The organism is Pseudoduganella sp. R-34, from assembly GCF_049904655.1.
Lineage (GTDB): Bacteria > Pseudomonadota > Gammaproteobacteria > Burkholderiales > Burkholderiaceae_D > Rugamonas.
This window is the reverse complement of record NZ_CP184572.1, coordinates 4,396,533-4,417,086: the sequence shown is the minus strand read 5'-3', so window position 1 is coordinate 4,417,086 and position 20,554 is coordinate 4,396,533. Positions and strand designations below refer to the sequence as shown.

Genomic DNA, 20,554 nt, shown 5'->3' with positions numbered 1-20,554 from the left:
ATCAATGTTCTGCAATTTACCATATTTATCTCATTTGGAAGGTGTTGGATGATGGCGCATCTCCATTCACTTGTAAGGAATACTGTCGTGAGCAAACTGTTTGAAACCGTCAAAGTGGGTCGCTATACGCTGGCAAATCGCCTCGCCATGGGGCCGATGACGCGCAGCCGCGCGCAGTACGACGGCACGCCAGGCGAACTGGCGGCCGAATATTATGCGCAGCGCGCCGACATCGGCCTGATCGTGACCGAAGGCACCCAGCCTTCGGAAGACGGCCAGGGTTATATGACGACGCCCGGCATTCATACCGATGCCCACGTGGCGGGCTGGAGGAAGGTCGCGGATGCCGTCCATGCCAAAGGCGCCCGTCTTTTCATTCAGTTGATGCATGCGGGCCGCATGTCCCATCCGGACAATACGCCGCACCACCGGCAAGGCGTGGCGCCTTCCGCCATTGCGCCGAACACGCCGATGTTCACGCCGGCAGGCATGCAGGACATCCCGGTGCCGCGTGCGCTCAGCACCGCAGAAGTGCGCCAGACGGTTGACGACTTCCGCATGGCAGCGCGCCGGGCAATCGAAGCCGGCGCGGACGGCGTAGAGATCCACGGCGCCAACGCCTACCTGGTGCAGCAGTTCTTCGCACCGAGTGCGAACGCGCGCGACGACGCATTCGGCGGGTCAATCGCCAACCGTGCGCGCTTTGCAATTGAAGTGGCCAAGGCCATTGCCGGCGAGATCGGCGCCGACCGCACTGCCATCCGCCTGTCGCCAGGCATTACGCTTTGGGGCATCGACGAAGGCGCCGAAGGCCCCGCGCTTTATCGCTACTTGGTGTCTGAGCTGGACAAACTTGGCCTAGCCTACCTGCACATCATGCACCAGGGCGACGAAGCGCTGCTGGCGGACATCCGCAAACTGTGGAAAGGCGCCCTGGTACTGAACCGCCCCGGCCGGCCGCGCGAGCAGATTGGCGCCGACATCGAATCCGGCTTGGCGGACGTGGAGGCATACGGCCAGATGGTGCTCGCCAATCCGGACTTCGTTACGCGCCTGAAGACCAACGCACCGATCAACCTTGCCGACCGCAATACCTTCTTTGGCGGCAGCGCGGCTGGCTACACCGACTATCCCAACCTTGCGCCTCAATAACCACAAGTCACTGATTTTGATGGAAGTGTGATTATCTTTGCGCCTTTGGAGAGATTTTAACTGGATTAATTCTCTCCAATTGTCACTCATGTCCATCTTATTGCGATTAAACCTTCACCAAATAATAAATTTATATAAGTAAATCATCTAGTTCTGTGGAATTGGCAGGTATACTGCCGGCTGAAAAAATTCCATAAGATCAATAGATGTTGTACAAAAGAATAAGTTTGGCCGTGCAATTTGCGTTCGGCCTTGGCGCAGCTTTGCCTGCGTTCGCGCAGGTCGATCCTGCACTGGCAAACCAGGAACTGCAGCGGCAGGAACAGCGTGAGCGCGAACGCGCGCGCCAGGACGAGGCCAAGCCCGACGTGCGCCTGCAGCGCGAAGTGACGCCGACGCAAGCCGCTTGGCCGGAAAACGAGTCGCCATGCTTCCCGATCCGCCGCGTGTTCCTAGAAGGCGAGATGGCCGAGCAGTTCCAGTGGGCGCTGAAAGCCGCCGACGGGGCTCTGGGCCGCTGCCTGGGCAGTGCCGGCATCAACGTCCTGGTGGGCGAAGTGCAGAACGCGCTGGTGGCGCAGGGCTATGTCACAGCCCGGGTGCTGGCCGCGCCGCAGGATTTGCTGGGTGGCGAGCTGCACCTGAAACTGGTCCCAGGCCGCATCCGCGCGCTGCGCTATCCGGAGCAGAAGCCATCGTTCGACAATGCGCTGCCGATGGCGCCGGGCGAACTGCTGAACCTGCGCGATATCGAGCAGGGCCTGGAAAACCTCAAGCGCGTGCCGGGCGCGCAAGCCGATATCGAGATCGTGCCCGGCGAGCAGCCCGGCGAGAGCGACCTGCAGGTGAAGTGGAAGGGCGGCCGCGCCTATCGCTTCAGCGCATCGGTGGACGATAGCGGCAGCCGCTCGACCGGTACCTACCAGGGCGGCATCACGCTCTCGGTCGATAATCCCTTCGGCCTGCAGGACCTGTTCTACCTGACCCTCAATCGCAACCTGCATGGCGACAGCCCGGAAGGCGACTATGGCACCAGCGGTTATGCCCTGCATTACTCGGTACCCTTCGATTACTGGCTGCTCTCGCTGCAACTGAATGATTACCGCTATCGCCAGACCGTGGCCGGCGCCTTCCATGACTACCTCTATCGCGGCACCAGCAATACCGCCGAACTGAAGCTCTCGCGCCTGGTGTATCGCGATGCGACGCGCAAGACCACCCTGTCGCTGAAAACCTACCAGCGCGGCAGCCGCAATTACATCGACGACATGGAAGTCGAGGTGCAGCGGCGCCGCATGGCCGGTTTCGTCGCGGGCGTCGCGCACAAGGAATTCATCGGCGCTGCCACGCTGGACAGCAACCTGACCTGGAAGCTGGGCACGCGTTCCTACGGCAGCCTGCCGGCGCAGGAGGAAGCCTTCGACGAAGGCACTGCGCGCCCGCGCATCTTCAATGCCGACGTGACGCTGAACTGGCCCCTGACCAAATCGCTGTCCTATCAGGCTGCCTGGCGCCGCCAGTGGAACCGCACCAAGCTGATTCCGCAAGACCGCTTTTCCATTGGCGGTCGCTATACCGTGCGCGGTTTCGACGGCGAGGCCAGCCTGTCCGCTGAACGCGGCTGGCTGCTGCGCAATGACCTGAGCTGGAGCATCCCCGCCACCCGCCACCAGCTTTACTTCGCACTGGACCACGGCGTCGTATCCGGCCCGTCCGCGCCGCTGCTGCGCGGCACCCACCTGACCGGCGCCGCCCTTGGCTGGCGCGGCCAGTTCGGCGGCCTGAGCGCCGACTTCTTCGCGGGCAAACCGGTCAGCAAGCCGGACGCCTTCCGCACCGCCAGCGTTGCCTCTGGCTTCAACCTGAATGTCGAATTCTGAGCATCATGAATAAACTTCGCTACCGTATCGTTTTCAATAAAGCACGTGGCATGCTGATGGCTGTGGGAGAGTGTGCCCGCAGCTGCGTCAAGGGCGCCGGCCAGACCGGTGCGCTCGATAGTTCGGTACCGGCCGCGTTCGGGCATCCAGCGCTGCGCCGGCTGACCCTGTTGTTCGGCGCAGCCTTCGGCGGGTTCCTCTGGGCCAGCCACGTTCAGGCACAGATCATTGCCGATCCCAAGGCGCCAAGCCAGAACCAGGCCATCGTGCTGAAGGCCGCCAACGGCGTGCCGCAGGTGAACGTACGGGAGCCGAGTGCGGCCGGCGTGTCGCGCAACGTCTACTCGCAGTTTGACGTGGCCAAGGGCGGCGCCATCCTGAACAACTCGCGCGTCAACGTGCAGACTGAACTGGGCGGCTGGGTCGAAGGCAACCCATGGCTGAAAGCGGGTACCGCGCGGGTGATCCTGAACGAGGTCAATTCCAGCAACCCCAGCGCGTTGCGGGGCTATATCGAAGTGGCGGGCCAGAAGGCGGAAGTGGTGATCGCCAACCCGTCCGGTATTTCGGTGGACGGCGGCGGCTTTATCAACGTCAGCCGCGCGACCCTCACCACGGGTTCTCCCTTGATGATGGACGGCCGCCTGACCGGCTATGACGTGCAGCGCGGCCAGATCGCCATCGACGGCGCGGGGCTGGATGCGAGCAAGGCCGACTATACAGCGTTGATCAGCCGTTCCCTGGTGCTGAACGCATCCCTGTGGGCGCAGCGCCTGAATGTGGTCACCGGCGTGAACAAGGTGGCGGAGGGGGAATCGCCAACTGTGACGGAGGTCGGCAAAGCGGCCGATGCTGCGCCGCAGTTCGCGATCGACGCTTCGCGCCTGGGCGGCATGTACGCCAACCAGATTTTCCTGGTCGGTACCGAAGCAGGTGTTGGCGTGCGTAACGCGGGCGAGATCGGCGCGGCGGCGGGACAACTGGTCGTCACGTCCGAGGGGCGTCTTGAAAATACCGGCACGCTGGCGGCATCGAAAGGCATGCAGGTGACGATGCGTGACGCGATCGAGAACAACGGCAAGATCCAGGCGAGTGAAGACCTGGCGCTCAAATCGGCATCCGTGACCAACGGCGGCAGCATCAACGCCGGCGGGCAATTGATTGCGGCGGTGACTGGGGACTTCGATAACCGCGGCGGCAGCATCGAGGCGCGCCGGGTGGAACTGGGTAGCGCCAACGGCACCCTGTTGAATGCGGACGGCAAGATTGTGCAAGGCGGTTCGTCCGCGCTGAACGTGACCACGGGCAGCGCCAATAACTCCGACGGCGTGTTGGGACAAGCAGCGTCGAGCGCAACGGGCGGCTCGACCAGCGGTGGCAGTGCTGACAGCGGCACTGGCGCCGGAACCGGCGGCGGCACAGGTGGTACGACCGATGCCGGCAGCACGGGCGGCACGGGCACTGGCTCCGGCACTGGCGGCACCGCCGTTCCCGAGTTGCAAGCGGGCGAACTCAAATTCGCCGCAATGGACAACCAGCACGGCCTGGTCACCGCCACCGGCGGCATCAACCTGGACGCCGCAACCCTGACCAACCAGCGCGGCCAGGTCAACCTGCGCACCCTGAAAGTCGACGGCGGGGTCCTCGACAACAGCCAGGGCCAGGTCGGCGTGCAGCAGGATGCGACGCTGCGACTCTCCGCCCTGAGCAACCAGGGCGGCCGCTTGCTGGCCGGCGGCGGTTTTAGCGCCTCGCTCGGCGAATTCGACAATAGCAACGGCCTGCTGCAAGCGAACAAGCTGTCCATCGACGTCGCCCGCTACCTGAATAACGATAGCGGCAACATGCTCCACCTGGGCGCAAGCGATGCGGCGATCAATGTCGGCGGAAAGCTCCGGCAAGCCGGCGGCAAACTGGAAATATCAGGCAACCTGGCCCTGCGCGCCGGAGAGATCTCCGGCACTGGCAGCAAATTGAATGTCGGCGGCAACCTTATCCTGAGCAGCAGCTCCACCACCACCGACCAGGGCGACTGGCGCATCGGCGGCAGCGCGCAACTGGAAACCGGCGCGCTGACCAACACTTCCGGCGCCATTGCCGCTGCCGGCGACTTGTCGTTGAAATCCTCGGCGCTCGCCAACCAGCATGGCCAGATTTCAACCGGCGGCCAGGCAAGCTTGCAGGTGGCAGGCGGCGTGGATAACACTGCCGGCCAGCTCCAGGCCAGCAAAGGCCTGACGCTGGAAGCCAGCGGCACGGTGCTCAATCAGGACGGCTCCATCGAAACGCTGGGCAGCCAGAGCAGCCTCGCCGTCAAAGCTGCTGCGATCGACAACAGTACCGGCCGCATCGTCAATGCAGGCACCGGCCCGTTGGCGCTGAATGCAGCGACGATCCGCAACAGCGGCATTATCGGCGGCAACGGCGCGATGAACGTCGACGCCGCAACGCTGACCAACACCCGGCAAGGCCGCATGACGGCTACAGGCGACGTCAACATGAACGTCGCCTCCTTGCTGAAGAATGAGGGCAGCATCAGCAACGGCGGCAGTTTCACCATGTCGCAAAGCCAATCAGCGCTGGTGAATTCCGGCGAGATCCTTGCAAAAGGGCCGCTGAAGATCGAGAACGGCTCGATTGATAACCGTACCGGCACTATTGCCACCGCCGAAGGCAGCACCAGCCGCATCGACATCACTTCCGGCTCGTTGCTGAACGACGCCGGTACCGTCCGCGCAGAAGGCAACGCTTCGGCGCGCATTGCCGGTGACATGAACAACGTCGGCGGCTATCTCGGTTCCGGGGGCGCGCTGGACCTGCGCGCCGGCGGCGGCATCAACAACGATAGCGGCCGCATTGAAAGCCGGGACGAATTGACTGCGTCCGGCGATTACCTGGCCAACTGGGCAGGCAGCATTGTATCCACCGGCACGGGACAATCCTCGCTCACGGCCAGCCGTTACATCGTCAACAATGGCCTGATCGGCAGCAATGGCAGCCTGGCCATTGGCACGGAGAGCTTGACCAATGGCGCCGCCGGCACCGTCACTGCCATGTCCGACCTGGACCTGAAGGTGCGTTCTGAGCTGATCAACCTGGATGGCCAGATCAGTACCCAGGGCAAGCTGAATTTCGACCAGCTGGGCGCGTCGCTGCGCAACAGCGGCTCCATCACCTCAAAAGGCGCGGCAACCCTGAACGCGCGCGAGCTCGATAACCGCGACGGCCAGATTATCACTTCCAGCGGCTCGGGCATCGCGTCCAATGTCGGCAAGCTGGATAACCGCAGTGGCATCATCAGTTCCGGCGCAGACACTGCGATCAATTCTGCCGGAGCCATCGACAACGGCGCCGGCGAAATCCAGGCCGCGCACGACCTGCAGCTGGGTGCCGGCGGCACGATCAGCAACACCGGCGGCCTGGTTCAGGCATCCGGCGCTGGCAGCGCCGTACACCTGAACGCCGCTTCGATCGACAACACGGCGGGCCGCATCGTCAACGTCGGCACCGGCACAACCAGCCTGGCCGCAAACGGAAATATTGAAAACAGCGGCCAGATCGCCGGAAACGGCAATCTGGAGCTTTCCGCCGACAGCTTGCGCAACCAGGCGCAAGGTACCGTCAGCACTGCTGGCAACATGGTGCTCGCTGTACATGCCTCGCTGGATAACGCCGGCACCATCAGCAGCGCCGGAACGCTGCAGGCCAACCAGGCCGGCCTGAACCTGCGCAATATCGGCACCATGGTTGCTGGGGGCGCCGTGGACATCACGACCGCCACCCTGGACAACGACGGCGGCAAGCTCGCCACGGCCCAAGGCTCCAACGCCAGCGTGACCCTCAACGCGCAGGGCATCAGCAACCAGGGCGGCACCATCATGTCCGACAATAAAGCGGACCTGCACGTTGCTGGCGACATCGTCAACAGCAGTGGCCTGCTGCAAGCCCGTTCCGACATGGGAATGGAAGCCGGCGGCACCGTGAAAAACGACGGTGGCAATATCGAAGCTGTGTCCGCCACCAGCAGCTTGCACCTGAAGGCCGGCGACCTGGCCAACGGCACCGGCCGCATCGTCAACGTCGGTACCGGCAGCACCAAGGTGGACGCGGTACACGGCATCACGAGCGACGGCACGATTGCGGGCAACGGCGCACTGGAAATCTCCGCCGCCACGCTCGAGAACAAGGCCAACGGTACCATCGCGTCGGCGCAAGGCATGACCACGACCGTGACCGGCTCCTTGGCGAACGCCGGCACCATCAACAGCGGCGGCACGCTGCAAGTCAAAGCCAATGGCGCAACAGTCACCAACAGCAAGCTGATCGTGTCGCAGGGCCAGCTTACGATGCATGCGGGAGATCTGGTCAACGACGGTGGCCAGCTCGCCACTGCCAAAAACTCCGGTGCAGCAATCACTATTGATGCCGCCTCGATCAGCAATCGCAGCGGCGTGATCATGTCCGACGCTGCAGCCACAATCGACAGCGCCGGCAAGCTCGATAATGCCCAGGGTACCCTGCAATCCGCCAGCTCCCTGGATATTGATGCCGCAGGCGCAATGAGCAACAACGGCGGCGTGGTGGAGGCCCTGGCCAACAACGCCACCCTGGGCCTGCACGCCGGTTCGCTGGCAAATGGCACCGGCCGCATCGTCAATGTGGGCTCCAGCGCTACGACGGTGACCGTCGACTCAACGCTGGACAATGCCGGCCTGATTGCCGGTAACGGCAACCTTGCCATGACAACTGCCGACCTGGCCAACCGCGCGGGCGGCAGCATCGCCGCATCTGGCGGCAAGCTGGACCTGACTGTCGGTCACGGCATGGACAATGCGGGCGCCATCAGCAGCCGTACCACCTTCACGCTTAACGCAGCAGGCAAGGTGGTCCGCAACAGCGGCAAGCTTGTCAGCGGCACGGACGCAAGCCTCGCAACTGGCGCCTTCACCAACGATGGCGGCCAACTGGTAACCGTCAAGGATGGCGGCGGCAACCTGCGCCTGGACGCAGATAGCGTCAGCAACACCGGCGGCGCCATCGTTGCCGACGGCAGCGCAAATATCACTTCGCGCGGAACCTTGGGCAACCAGGGCGGCGTGATCGAAACGTCCGCATCGTCCGGCACGCTGGACATCAACTCTGGCGCCATCGACAATGGAACGGGCCGTATCGTCAACGTTGGCACCGGCGCAACGACGCTCACCGCTGGCGGCGCAGTGACCAGCAGCGGTCAACTTGCTGGCAACGGCGCGCTCAATATTGCTGCAGCCACGCTGGACAACGCGACCACCGGCAGCATTTCCTCGGGCGCCAACCTGAACCTCGGCGTGCGCGAGTCACTGAACAACGCTGGAAAGATCAGCAGCGGCGGCACACTGACCTTCGAACAGGCGGCAGCCCAGTTCAGCAACAGCGGCCAAATCGCTGCGGCAGGCGCCATCAACGTCCATGCCGCCAACATCAATAACAACGGTGGCCAGATCGCAACCGCCACCGCAGGCGGTGCGAACATTACGCTGGACAGCGTTGGCGCCATGAGCAACCGCAGCGGCGCGATTGCAGCAGCCGGCAACGCAAGCGCGGTATCCGGCGCAGGCTTCGACAATACCCAAGGCCAGGTGCAGGCGGCGGGTAACCTGACGGTCAACGCCAGCGGCGTGTTGACGAACAACAGCGGCGCGCTCGAAGCACTGGGTGCCGGTTCCAAGCTGGACGTGCAGGCAAGCTCGATCAACAACCTGGCAGGCCGAATTGTCAACGCTGGCAACGCGCGTACCAGCATCACGAGCGCGAGCAGCATCATCAACAGCGGCACCATTGCCGGCAACGGCGCACTGGTCCTCAATGCGCAGACTCTGCAGAACCAGGCTGGCGGCGTTGTTTCCGCCGCCACCACGCTGGACTTGCTCGTCCGCCAGCAACTGGATAACCAGGGCGGCACAATCAGCAGTGGCGGCGCGCTGACCTTCAACCAGGCCGGCGCAACGTTCGCCAACAATGGCCGCATGGGCTCCGGCGGCGAGATGAGCATCATCGCTTCCAGCATCGTCAACGATGGCGGCCAGCTGTACACCGTCAGCGGCAATGGTCGAGGCGTTACGCTGCAAGCCAACAGCCTGTCCAACCTCGGCGGCGCAGTTTCCGCCGACGGAGTGCTGCTTGCAACGATCAACGGCACCGTTGCCAACAATGGCGGTACTTTGCACGCCGGTGGCGACTTGGCCGTGAATGCCGCCGGTGCATTGAATAACGGCAGCGGCACGATCGAAGCTGCCGGTGCGGCATCGAAGCTGACGGTCAACGCGCAATCGGTAGCCACCGGCGGCCGTATCGTCAATGCAGGCAGCGGCAATACCACGATCACCAGTGCTGGAGGCATTGCCAACAGCGGCACCATCGCCGGCAACGGCGCGCTGGAGCTGCACGCCAACTCACTGCTCAACCAGGCCGGCGGCCAGCTCGGCTCCGGTGCGGCCATGCTGCTGGACGTGAACCAGCAACTGGACAACCGGGGCACCATCGGCAGCGGCGGCACATTGACTTTCGACGAAGCGGCGGCCACCTTCAGCAACAGCGGCCAGGTTGCGGCAAAGGGCAGGGCGCTGGTCAATGCGTCCAGCTTTACCAATAGCGGCCAGGTGTCCACGGTTGCCGGCCACGGTGCCGAACTGACCATCACATCGAGCTCCTTCACCAACAGCGGCCAGCTCGTGGCCGACGGCAAAGCCACGCTGTCCGTCGCGGGCGTAGCGAACAATGCTGGCGGTATTGTGCAAGCAGGAACCGACCTGCTACTGACCTCAGGTAGCGCGTTGCAAAACAATGGCGGCGTGATCGAAGCAGTTGGCGCGGGAAGCACGTTAACCATCAACAGCGATTCCATCGACAACGGCACTGGCCGCATCGCCAATAAAGGCAGCGGCGACACCAGGCTCCTGAGCCGCGGCGCGATCACGAGTAACGGCACGATTGCCGGCATGGGCAACCTGCTACTGTCCGGTACCACGCTGTGGAATGGCGTTTCCGGCACCATCGCATCGGGCCAGGGCATGGACCTGGCGATCACCCAACAGCTCAACAACCAAGGCAAGGTCAATAGCGGCGGCACGCTGACCTTCAACCAGGCCGGCGCAGGTTTCGTGAATAGCGGCCAGGTGCTATCCGGCGGTAATGCCTTCATCTCTGCGCTGTACGTCAATAATGACGGCGGCACGCTGGGCACCGCAGGCGGTTCCGGTGCCGACCTGACGCTGAACACGCCACAACTGAGCAACTCCGGTGGCCGCATCGCCACCGACCGCGATCTGTTCGTTTCGGCCGGCACGGTCGGCGCGCTGGGAGAAATCTTCGGCGGCCGCGACCTCGCGATCAGCATGAACGGCGACTACGTCCAGAATGCGGGCACACAGCAAGTTCACTCGAACCGCGACCTGAGCCTGACAGTCACCGGCAACATCATCAACAACGGCACCCTCGGCGCAGCGGGAACGCTCGCGCTGAGTGGCAACCAGGTGACCAACCAGGCCGGTGCTGTGATCGAGGGCGGCGCCGTCGCGATCCGTGCGGCCGGCGATCTGGCCAACTCCGGCGAAATCAATGGCGAAAGCGCGGTAGACCTGGTTGCCGCCAACATCAGCAACACCAGCGGCATTGTCGGCGGCAATGTGACCGTCCGCACCGGCAGCCTCAATAACACCGGCGCCAATGCGCTGATCGGCTCCACCGGCAACATGGCGCTGGGCGTGGATGGAACGCTGAACAACGTCCAGGGCGGCACGCTGTATAGCGCCGCCAATATGGCTGTTGGTGCTACCAATGGCGGCGGCACCGCGCTGGTGAATAACTCCTCGTCCACCATCGAGGCGAACGGCGACTTGGCGTTGAATACCGTCTCGTTGAGGAACGTGCGGGACAACGTATCGATCGTCCAAGTCAAGACGATGGACGAAACGGTGAATATGACGATGCCGAGCTGGTACAACCCCGGCGGAAACCACAACCAGTATGATCCGCGGTCATCCAACTATCTTCCGTTCGAAGTCTATTTCGTCAACCCGAATGATGTTCTGAAATCGGAAAAGTACGTCACGCCCGACGGATATGAGATTACTCGTGCCGAGATCCGAACGCACGCGAATGATTCGGCTTTCTTTAACGCCACTAGTGGTTTGGCTGGCAAGTGGGCTTCGCGCAGCCGAATCCCAATGAGCGATGGCACAAAGGTTATCTACTACTGGGACGGACGGACTATCACTAACCCTGACCAGGGCGGGGTTTCTACCGATGCATATGTGCGACCACCAGATGGCAACCTTGACTGGGGGAATACGAAGGAATATGACTTCTCGACAGCATATGGCAGCTGCAGTACCAACTGCATCCGGATGGTGACCATTCCAGGATATGACGATCCACAGCACACTATCAAGCGAGATACACAAAAGCATACGGGGACGCAGACGTATGATCAATTGGAAGAGAAGCGTGTGGCGCACCACACTGTCGTGGAGGACCAGATTTCAGCTGATACCGGTAAAGCTGGCCAGATCCTGTCTGGCGGAAATATGCATTTGACGGTCACCGCTACACTGGACAACAGCTTTAGCGAAATAAGAGCCGTCGGTACCTTGAAAGTTGACGGCCTGCCTGCCATTGTCAGCAGCGGGGCCAAACTGCTACGCAAGCACACTTTCGACGGTACCTTTACTACCTACACAGGCTCCAGCACCGTAGCATGGACCAATACCGTAATCCCGACGGAAATCGGTTCAGGCGCCGGGACGATACAAGGTGGCCAGGGCGTATTCATCAACGCTCGCAGCTTCCGCAATGTGGATGTGAGCGCAGGTACGGTTGGCAATATCCGTGATTCCGTGAATGTGATCGGCAGCGGAGCCAATGGCGCCAATGGCGCAGGCACCGACGCCAGCGCTAGCGGAGGTTTCGGCGGCGGAGTCGGCGGTCACTTTTCCGGCAGTGCATTGGGTGCGCATGCCAACGTGGCTGGCAATGCCGGTGCATCTGGTACGGGGGGCAATCTTTCCGGGGCGGGCCTCGCGGGCAATAGCGGCGTGTCCAATCAACTCCTGGCCGGAGGCTCGGTTTTCGGTAGTGGAGATGGCAGTGGATTAAACGTTGAAGGATCCACGCACTCGGTCGCGCCGGCGCGCCAGGGTTCGTTCTTCGGCCGTATGTCCAACCAAGCCCAACACAGCAAGCTGGGCGACACCAATACATCAGCGGGAACTGCAATTGGCCAATCCGCCGGCGCAGTGCAGGGCGAAAATATCACCAGCGTGAAAAAGATCTCGCCCGGTGGACTGTTCCTGCGCAACCCCAACCCGAGCGGCCAATACCTGTTCGAAACGCGCCCGCAATTCGCCAAAGAAGACCAATGGACCAGCAGCGACTACCTGCTCGATAAGCTGGCTCTTGATCATGCAACTACCCAGAAACGATTGGGCGATGGCTTCTATGAACAACGACTGGTTCGTGAGCAGCTCTCCGAGCTGACCGGGCGGGCCCCAAGTGCCGGCCCTGCCGATGACAGCCTGTACAAGCAGATGCTGAACAACGCAGCTAGCTTCGCACAGCAATTCGGTTTGCGTCCAGGCATTTCCCTGAGCCCTGAGCAAGTCAGCCATCTGACCAGCGATATCGTTTGGCTGGAAAGCCAGGCCGTGCAACTGCCGGACGGCTCCATCGAAACTGTGCTGGTGCCGAAGGTTTATCTCGCACACGTCGACGCTAACGCAATCAAGCATAGTGGCGCACTCGTTACTGGTGCTAGCGTGACGATCAACGTCAGCGAAACCATCATGAACCAGGGCGGCGTGATTGACGGCGGCAATGGCCGCACCTTGCTGCTGGCTGGCGAAGACATTATCAATCGCGGCGGAACCATCAAAGGCGGCGATGTGGCGCTGCAAGCTGGGCGTGACATCAAGAACGAGACCCTGACTGTGGACAGCAAGTGGTCGTCCAAAGTGAACGGCGGCAGCTACACTTCGCTCTCAAACCAGGCCGTGATTAGTGCGACCGGTGGATTGATAATGGACGCGGGCCGCAACTTAACCGACCTGGCAGGCACGATCAACGCTGGCGCGAGTGCTTCCATTTTCGCCGGCAACAATATCAGCTTCGATACCGTCAAGACCGGCAGTACCGAATACGGGAAGATTGACGGAACCACGATCAACAACAGTGCCACGTACAATCAGCTTAGCCGCGTCAATGTCGGCGGAGACTTGCTGATGGCAGCGACGGGTAACCTGAACCTCACCGGTACCCAGGTTTCAATGGATGCAGGCAAGCTGCTGGCAGGCGGCAGTGTGAACATTCGCGCCGTTACTGACGAAGTGAAGACCAATGAACAAGGGCAGCGAGGGAAGAACTGGTCCAGGGATATCCACGAGAATCAAGCAGTGGTTGGTGCAAAGATCTCTTCCTCCAGCGACCTGCTGGTTAGCGCAGGTATTAGTCAAAGCAGCGACTTGAATGTCATGGGCAGCACCGTTGCGGCAGGCGGCACGCTGACGCTCAAGGCCAGCAACGACTTGAATATTGCCAGCGTGAGCGAGACGCATTTGTCCGATATTGCGATGCACAGCGAATCGCGTAGCCTCACCAAGAAGCGCAGCAGCACCGCCACCGACTACAACGCCAGCACGCTGGCAGTCGGCAGCACCATCAAAGGCGGCAACGTGGTCGTCACCAGCGGTGGCGACACCCTGATCAAGGCCAGCGCCGTGCTGGCCGACAAAGACCTCAGCATTGACGCCAAAGGTGGCCTGAGCATCGTCAGCGCCGAGGAAGCCAGCAAGTCCGCCAGCACCAGGGAAGAGAAGAAATCCGGCTTCAGCGTCAGCTTCAAGTCGGGCAATCTCAGTACTGGCTATGGCAAGTCGAACACTTCCTCGCAAAGCGCGCAGGAGTCGGTCACGCAGCACGCCTCCAGCATCGGCGCGCTGGACGGCAGCGTCAAGCTCAAATCCGGCGAAACGCTGCAAGTGGTCGCCTCCGACATCGCCGCCAAGGAAAACCTGACCCTGATCGGCAAGAACGTCGACCTGGCCGCAGCGCAGAACACCATGCAAAGCCAGGCTAATACCCAAGGCAAATCCTCCGGCTTCGGCGTAGGCTTCACAGTCAACCCGCTGGCTGCCTTCAAGGATGCCTACAAGACCAGCACCGAAAACTCCAAGTCCGGCAGTTTCGTCGGCAAGGAATTCGCCAAGGCGGAAGGTGCGGCGGAAGGCGCCGCGGCTGCGCTGGCGGTTGTCAACACCCAGTTCGGCACGAAGAAGACCAACAGCACGCAAAACCACGCCACCAGCGAAGCGCGCACCAGCAGCCTCCTTGCCGGCAAGGACCTGACGATCCTCGCTACCGACGGCTCGATCACCAGCCAGGGCGCCCAGATCAGCGCCGAAGGCAACGCCCTGATCCTGGCCAAGGACAGCATCAAGTTCGACGTGGCCCACAACACGGAAAGCAGGTCGCAGGACACCAAGAAGTCGGGCTTCAGTATTGACACGCGCTCGACGCAGGTGATTGGTTCACTCAACAACAACGGCAAAGGCAACGGCGCCACCGACACCGTGACCGGCACCAAGCTGTCGGTGGGCGGCAGCACCACCATGGCCACGCAGACCGGCGACATCGCGCTGACCGGCGCCAGCGTGGTCTCGGACGGCAACCTGTCGATCAACGCCGCACGCGACCTGACCATCACCAGCGCGCAGGACACGCTGCACAACGCCAACCAGAGCAACAACAAGGCCATCGGCAAGGTCGCCATTTCCGACACCGAGCGCTTCTCCGGCTACCACAACGAAAAGCACAAGGACAACAGCGACCAGGTGACCCAGGTGGCGTCCAACGTCTCCAGCCTGAACGGCGACGTGAACCTGACCGCAGGGCAGAAGTACACCCAGGCGTCGAGCAACGTCCTGGCCGGCAATGACGTCAACATCACCGCCAAGTCGATCGACATCACGGCGCTGCAAAACACCGGCAGCCACCAGGAATCGAACAGCGACCTGAAGATCGGCACCTTCGCCCGCATCAGCTCCCCGCTGATTGACCTGGCCAACAATGTGGAAGCAGCGCGCAAATCCGACGGACGCCTGAAAGAGATGCAGCGCATGGCAGCCGCCGCCAACGGCTACCAGGCCTACAGCGCGATCGAGAGCCTGAGGGGAGGCGCCGGCAGCGGCATCCTGGTCAAGGGCGAGGCCGGCGTCGGCTTCGCCAGCAGCAGCAATTCCAGCAACGGCAACGACAGCACCGCGCAGGGCAGCACCATCAATGGCGGCCGCAACGTCAACCTGACAGCCACCGGCGGCGACATCCACGCCACCGGCGCAACGCTCAATGCCGGCAAGACCCTGAGCCTGGACGCAGCACAGAACATCGTGCTGGACGCCAGCCAGAGCACGCTGCACAGCGACGGCAAGAACAAGAGCTCCGGTGTTGAAGCGGGTGTTGGCTTCCAGGTCGGCGCCCAGACCGGCGTGTACATCTACGCCGCGGCCAACATGGGCAAGGGCCACAACAAGAACGACAGCACGATCAACAACAACACCGAGCTCAAAGCCGACACGATCAACATCCGCAGCAAAGGCGACACCATGCTGAAAGGCGCAACGGCAACGGCTAACACCGTCAACACTGACGTTGGCGGCAAGCTGGCCGTCGAAAGCCTGCAGGACACCAGTGCGTTCGACAGCAAGCAGTCCAACGTTGGGGTACGCGTGCAGGTCGCGATCGGCAACGCGTGGAGTGCTTCGGGCAACGTGTCTCAGCAAAACGGCAAAGGCACCTACGCTGGCGTGGAACAGCAATCGGGCCTGTTCGCCGGTGACGGCGGCTACCACGTCAAGGCCGACACCATCGACCTCAAAGGCGGCGCCATCGCCAGCACCAATGCTGCCGCTTCCGATCTGACGACCAACAAGCTGACCACGTCCAACATCGAAAACAAGATGACCTACTCGGCCAGCAACGTCAGCATGGCGGGTGGCACTGGCGGCGGCAGCAAGTTGCTGAGGGACGACGCCGGCAAGATCCTGCCGCTAAGCCAGCAGACGCAGGGATTCGGCACAGCCAAGGACGGCAACGCCGCGCCTGGACTGCCGACGGTTGAGAAGGGCAGCGACAGCTCTACTACCTACGCCACCGTCACCGACGGCAAGATCACCATTGGTGGCGTGACGACCAATTCGGTCAAGGACCTGGGCATCAATACCGATGCGAGCAAGGCCAACACCGCGCTCGACAAGCTGCCCGATTTGCAGAAGCTCCTGAAGGATCAGCAAGCGATGTCGGCCGCGGCAGGTACTGTTATCGCGACTGGCAAGCAGATCGCCGGTGACATCGCAATCGGCGCGGCGAAAGCGCAAAAAGACGCGGAAGAAACGCTCAAAAAACCGAATATCACGGCCGAGCAAAGAGCGGAAGCAGAACAAACAATTGATGCCGCCAAACAGGTCCAGGCAGAGTGGGGCGTCGGCGGCGACAAGAGTCGCGCACTGAACGTTGTCACCGGAATTTTGGTCGGCTCGGTAGCCGGACAAAGCAGCACACAAATCGTGGCGAACGCCGCCGCGCCATATCTTGCCGCTGAAATTGGCGACTACTTCAAGAAAGAGGGCAACGAAAACCAGACGCTGCAAAACCTGAGCCATGCGGTGCTGGGCGCCGCCTTGGCCTATGCGAATGGCGGCAGTGCGGCAGGTGGTGCGCTGGCTGGCGGCGGAGGCGAATTGGCAGCACAGGTGTTGACAAAGGAACTGTATCCGCAGGCCTTTGATGAAAACGGAGTGCTGCAACGTGACAAACTCACGCCGGAACAAGCAAATAACGTTCTCGCATTATCGAGCGCTATTGGGGCACTGCTGTCCGGTACCAATGGCGGAAGCATGCTTGATGCCGCGATCGGTGGGCAAGTGGCATCCAACGCTGTCGAAAACAACGCACTGAAAAACCCGAGCAAAGTTACCACGCTAGAGTTCCCAGAATATCGTCGTAGGACACTCGATCAGGTTGCTGAATGTTCCAACCTGACGCAATGCAAGAGTGTTGAGAGCAAACTTCGATCCGAAGCCAGCGAATTCCTCCGTATTGCCAAGAACCTGGATCAACAGGGCGATAAGGCTCGTGCGGCTGAATTATGGGCAATGGCCAATTCGAGTATAGAAGCTGCGGAAGTTGCCGCCGGAAAATCGCATACTATCGTGCGCGAGTATAACTTGCTTCGGGTGAGCGATTTGCCCCAGGCGAAGAAGGATCAAGCCCAGGCGAAGAAGGACGTATCCCAGTCGGGTTATGTGGAACTGGATCGCAGCGCCGGACAGTATCGCGATGGATCAACGGGCGCTGCTGTCGCTCGTGTGCCTGCCGCAGTTGTAGATCCTTGGAGCTCTGCTCTAATCGAAAGCGACCAAGGAACAAAGGATTACCGCGTAAGGCAAGCCTATGAGACCGAGCGCATGTTGAACATTGTGACATTGCCAGTAGGAGTATTTTCTCGGGGATACGCTTTGGTTGCTGGTGCGGAGGAGCTATGGCTTACGGCCCGTACGGCGAATTCTGTAGCCAATACGACGAGCGCCGCGCGAGCTTCTACGGAAGCAGTTGATGCAATGTTTGGATTGCCAAAAATTGGCAGCGAGGCTAAGGCGGCAGAAGGAGCCATGGGATTCAATTCGGCAAAGACCGAAGTGACTCTTGGTGGAACAATGGGTAAATCGACTGTTGGCCAGGGCGATCTAGCCGCAGGCACGAGCTGGGACTTCGGTATTGCAGGTTCCAGCAGTAAGGTGCCACTGCGCACTGACCTGCAGACCTGGGAAATTCCAGCAGCGACCACGACCAATGAAGTGAAAGCAGGGGTATCGGAAGGAACGGCGTTGAAGGCGCCTGTTGACCAGTCTGTTGCTTCGTCAGTGTCAACGAAGCCAGCTTCGTCAATTGTGCGAAGCTCCGAGGCATCTACATCGGCACCTACTAGAGTTGATGTAATTGCCTCGGCTGCCAATGCGAATAGAGCTACCCCTGTCGAGTTGACTTCTGATGAATTAGGCCGCAACGCGATCTCACAGGGCGGGCTTGACGCGAAATCGGTAGTTAATGGGGCATCTGATGTACAAGCGGGAAACTTCGGTACTAATGCGAGTTCCCTTCCTCGGAAGGCTGCCGACGACCTCAATGTGATAGGTCAACCGGATGTCGATGTGCGAAAATTGACGCCTTCAACCCCGATTGAAATGGTGTCGTCGAGGGCCGCGAATCCATCGGATGCCACGCCCGAGATTGTCGGCGAGTATTGGTTATTGAGCGCTAGGCCAGAAATTGTAGGTGACTATTCGCTGTTAAGTGCAAAACCAGTTATTTGGGGGGCTTATACTCCTTTAAGTGTACGGCCGGAGCTCCTGCGCATGCGCGAGTTAATCAACAACGGGCGCATAAACGCGGACGAGCTGCTTAAGGCCGTTCCGGGTAGTTCAGTTGACACATTCACTTCCTCACCCACAATTGCAGATGGATTTAAGTTCAAATATGAACTGAATGGAACGAAAATGGAAGTGAAATGGCATTCACCAGATTCTGTCGCTGCGTCGAAGTTCCCGGGATCAAATTCGGGTGATGGGTGGACGGCGCAGATTAAAATTGGAAACAAACTTCTTGGCACAGATGGTGAGCTCTATTCGAAGCCAAGTAATATTACGCACATACCACTGGAGATAAAATGAAGGATGGCGATCTGGTAAAAATTTCATCAATGCAGCGGGGGCTAATTGGTGACGATCTCGAGGAACAGTTCAAATTCCTCATCCGTGTTATAAAGGAAGGGGTTGATCGGTCTGAGTTTCAGATGGTGATGAATGTATTGGTTGATTTGGCTGATCGTCAATGGGAAACTTATGAATTATTGCCAGAGTTGACAAGGAGAGAGCTAGGTAGCTTAATAGTTTTTATATGGGACAGAAACTCGTTGGATTCCACTGAAATGATGCTTGGAATAATTGCGAGATTAGGATTAGGCGCGGCAATGTCTTATGTAATAAATTCCGTCAACGCGCTATTGGATCCCCAAGTCAAACAAGCGATTTTGGATGCAAATTTAGAATTTGGCGAAAATGTCGATGATCCGTACTCTGGAATGTAGTTGTCCTGTCCAAATGATCAATAAGGGAAACGGTGTCCTGTCCAAATGATCAATAAGTGTCTTGTCCAAATGATCAATAAGGGAAGCGGGTGTCCTGTCCAAATGATCAACAAGGGGAGCGGGCCGGAGGAATAGTCCGTTTTCTCAGAAAAGGGGCGCGATTCTCGTGGACGCCGGCTGATGCGAGCCGGTCGCCCAGGAGGGTCGCGCCATTTTTTTTGTCCACTTTTTCAGCAGATCACCATAGTTCGCGATGAATTGACGATCGCGGCCCCGGCGACCGTGGACAGCGCCGCCACTCTCTTCGAAACTGCGAACTACATCACCGTCGGCGTATTCGAAACCCAGTCAGCAAGCCATCCCACGCCGCGAACCATTCCACGCGCATTGGCATGCGTCGATGCGGATCTACCCCTTGCCAAACCTCGTCTGGCGTCGCACCGTCCAAATGTGTATGCGGACGAATGCAACAATACCAATCGCGGAAGACATCAAGCGCGTTTTGCAATTGGCGCTGGTTCTCCACCTGCCAACAATCGAGTGATTGCTTCAGTGTGCCGAAGAAGCGTTCTATACGGCCGTTCTGCCAAGGACAGCCTGCCTTAATGCGCTGATGACGGATGCCAGCGAAACGAAGAGCCCACCGAAATACCGACGACGTAAAGACTCGCTCGTTATCGGTACGAATTGCGGCTGGTTTACCGTAGCGCCCAATCGCGACGCAGAGATGGCCGAGCAAAGTCCACGATGTTTTGTTAGGCAGGGCAACCAATGCGAGCGCTTTGCGGCTTCCGTGGTCGAGAATGCCGAATATCATGTGAAGCGTGCCCGCTGCGTCGACTTTGCCGCTCATGTCGATGCCCCAGATCGCATTGCAGGGCTGGTTAGATGGGGGCTGCGCTCTGATTTCGCGGCGCTTTCGCAGAATGGCCAGCTGGTTGTCTCGCACCGTGTAATGAAAGTAGGAGCTGGAGACGGTCATGCGGCGCGAAGCCGCATAGAGCCTGTTGAACTGGGCTGCCATCACACGATTGCTGGCCTTTGGCTGCAAGGCTTTCAAGCGAATGATGGCATCCACTACCCATTGCGGTTTGCGTCGATTGGTCTGCGCAGGTTTCATGCGACGATGGCGGCGGCCAGTAATCTTTGGATGCTGAGCAGAGTATAGAATCGGCATGATGTGCTTGAGTAAGGGTATTCTCACCAAATGTCACTAAATGCGGTCAATCTGGCTCAAATGTTCGGCTATTTTCTCTAAAATCTTATGGAAGTGTAAGCTGAACAATTGATTTCGAAGCGAGGCACCGCTATACTTCACAACTGTAAAAAATGCATTGATGAAATTGTTGGT

General features: G+C 60.2%; 5 protein-coding genes. 4 read left to right on the top strand and 1 reads right to left on the bottom strand.

Annotated elements, in window-relative coordinates:
- Nucleotides 1-87: 87 nt before the first annotated feature.
- The 4 genes from ACN9MW_RS20095 (at nucleotide 88) to ACN9MW_RS20080 (ending at nucleotide 19,203) form a co-directional block, all read left to right on the top strand.
- Nucleotides 88-1,152, top strand: a complete 1,065-nt coding sequence (locus tag ACN9MW_RS20095; protein WP_426162281.1) for an alkene reductase — start codon at nucleotides 88-90, stop codon at nucleotides 1,150-1,152.
- A 233-nt stretch (nucleotides 1,153-1,385) separates the two neighbouring features.
- Complete coding sequence (locus ACN9MW_RS20090) at nucleotides 1,386-3,032, top strand: ShlB/FhaC/HecB family hemolysin secretion/activation protein (RefSeq protein WP_426162280.1); 1,647 nt, start codon at nucleotides 1,386-1,388, stop codon at nucleotides 3,030-3,032.
- Between the two features lie 5 nt (nucleotides 3,033-3,037).
- A complete protein-coding gene (locus ACN9MW_RS20085) occupies nucleotides 3,038-18,787 on the top strand; it encodes a hemagglutinin repeat-containing protein (RefSeq protein WP_426162279.1) in 15,750 nt (5,249 codons plus the stop codon).
- Nucleotides 18,784-19,203, top strand: a complete 420-nt coding sequence (locus ACN9MW_RS20080; RefSeq protein ID WP_426162278.1) for a hypothetical protein — start codon at nucleotides 18,784-18,786, stop codon at nucleotides 19,201-19,203. Before ACN9MW_RS20085 ends, ACN9MW_RS20080 begins: the two co-directional genes overlap by 4 nt.
- Before the next feature lie 322 nt (nucleotides 19,204-19,525).
- Here the strand turns inward: ACN9MW_RS20080 and ACN9MW_RS20075 are convergent, their stop codons facing one another.
- Complete coding sequence (locus ACN9MW_RS20075; RefSeq protein ID WP_426162277.1) at nucleotides 19,526-20,380, bottom strand: integrase core domain-containing protein; 855 nt, start codon at nucleotides 20,378-20,380, stop codon at nucleotides 19,526-19,528.
- Between the last annotated feature and the right edge of the window lie 174 nt (nucleotides 20,381-20,554).

Coding starts and splice junctions, on each gene's coding strand:
- ACN9MW_RS20080 (WP_426162278.1), top strand. CDS start 18,784: ATGAAGGATGGCGATCTGGTAAAAATTTCATCAATGCAGCGGGGGCTA.
- ACN9MW_RS20085 (WP_426162279.1), top strand. CDS start 3,038: ATGAATAAACTTCGCTACCGTATCGTTTTCAATAAAGCACGTGGCATG.
- ACN9MW_RS20075 (WP_426162277.1), bottom strand. CDS start 20,380: ATGCCGATTCTATACTCTGCTCAGCATCCAAAGATTACTGGCCGCCGC.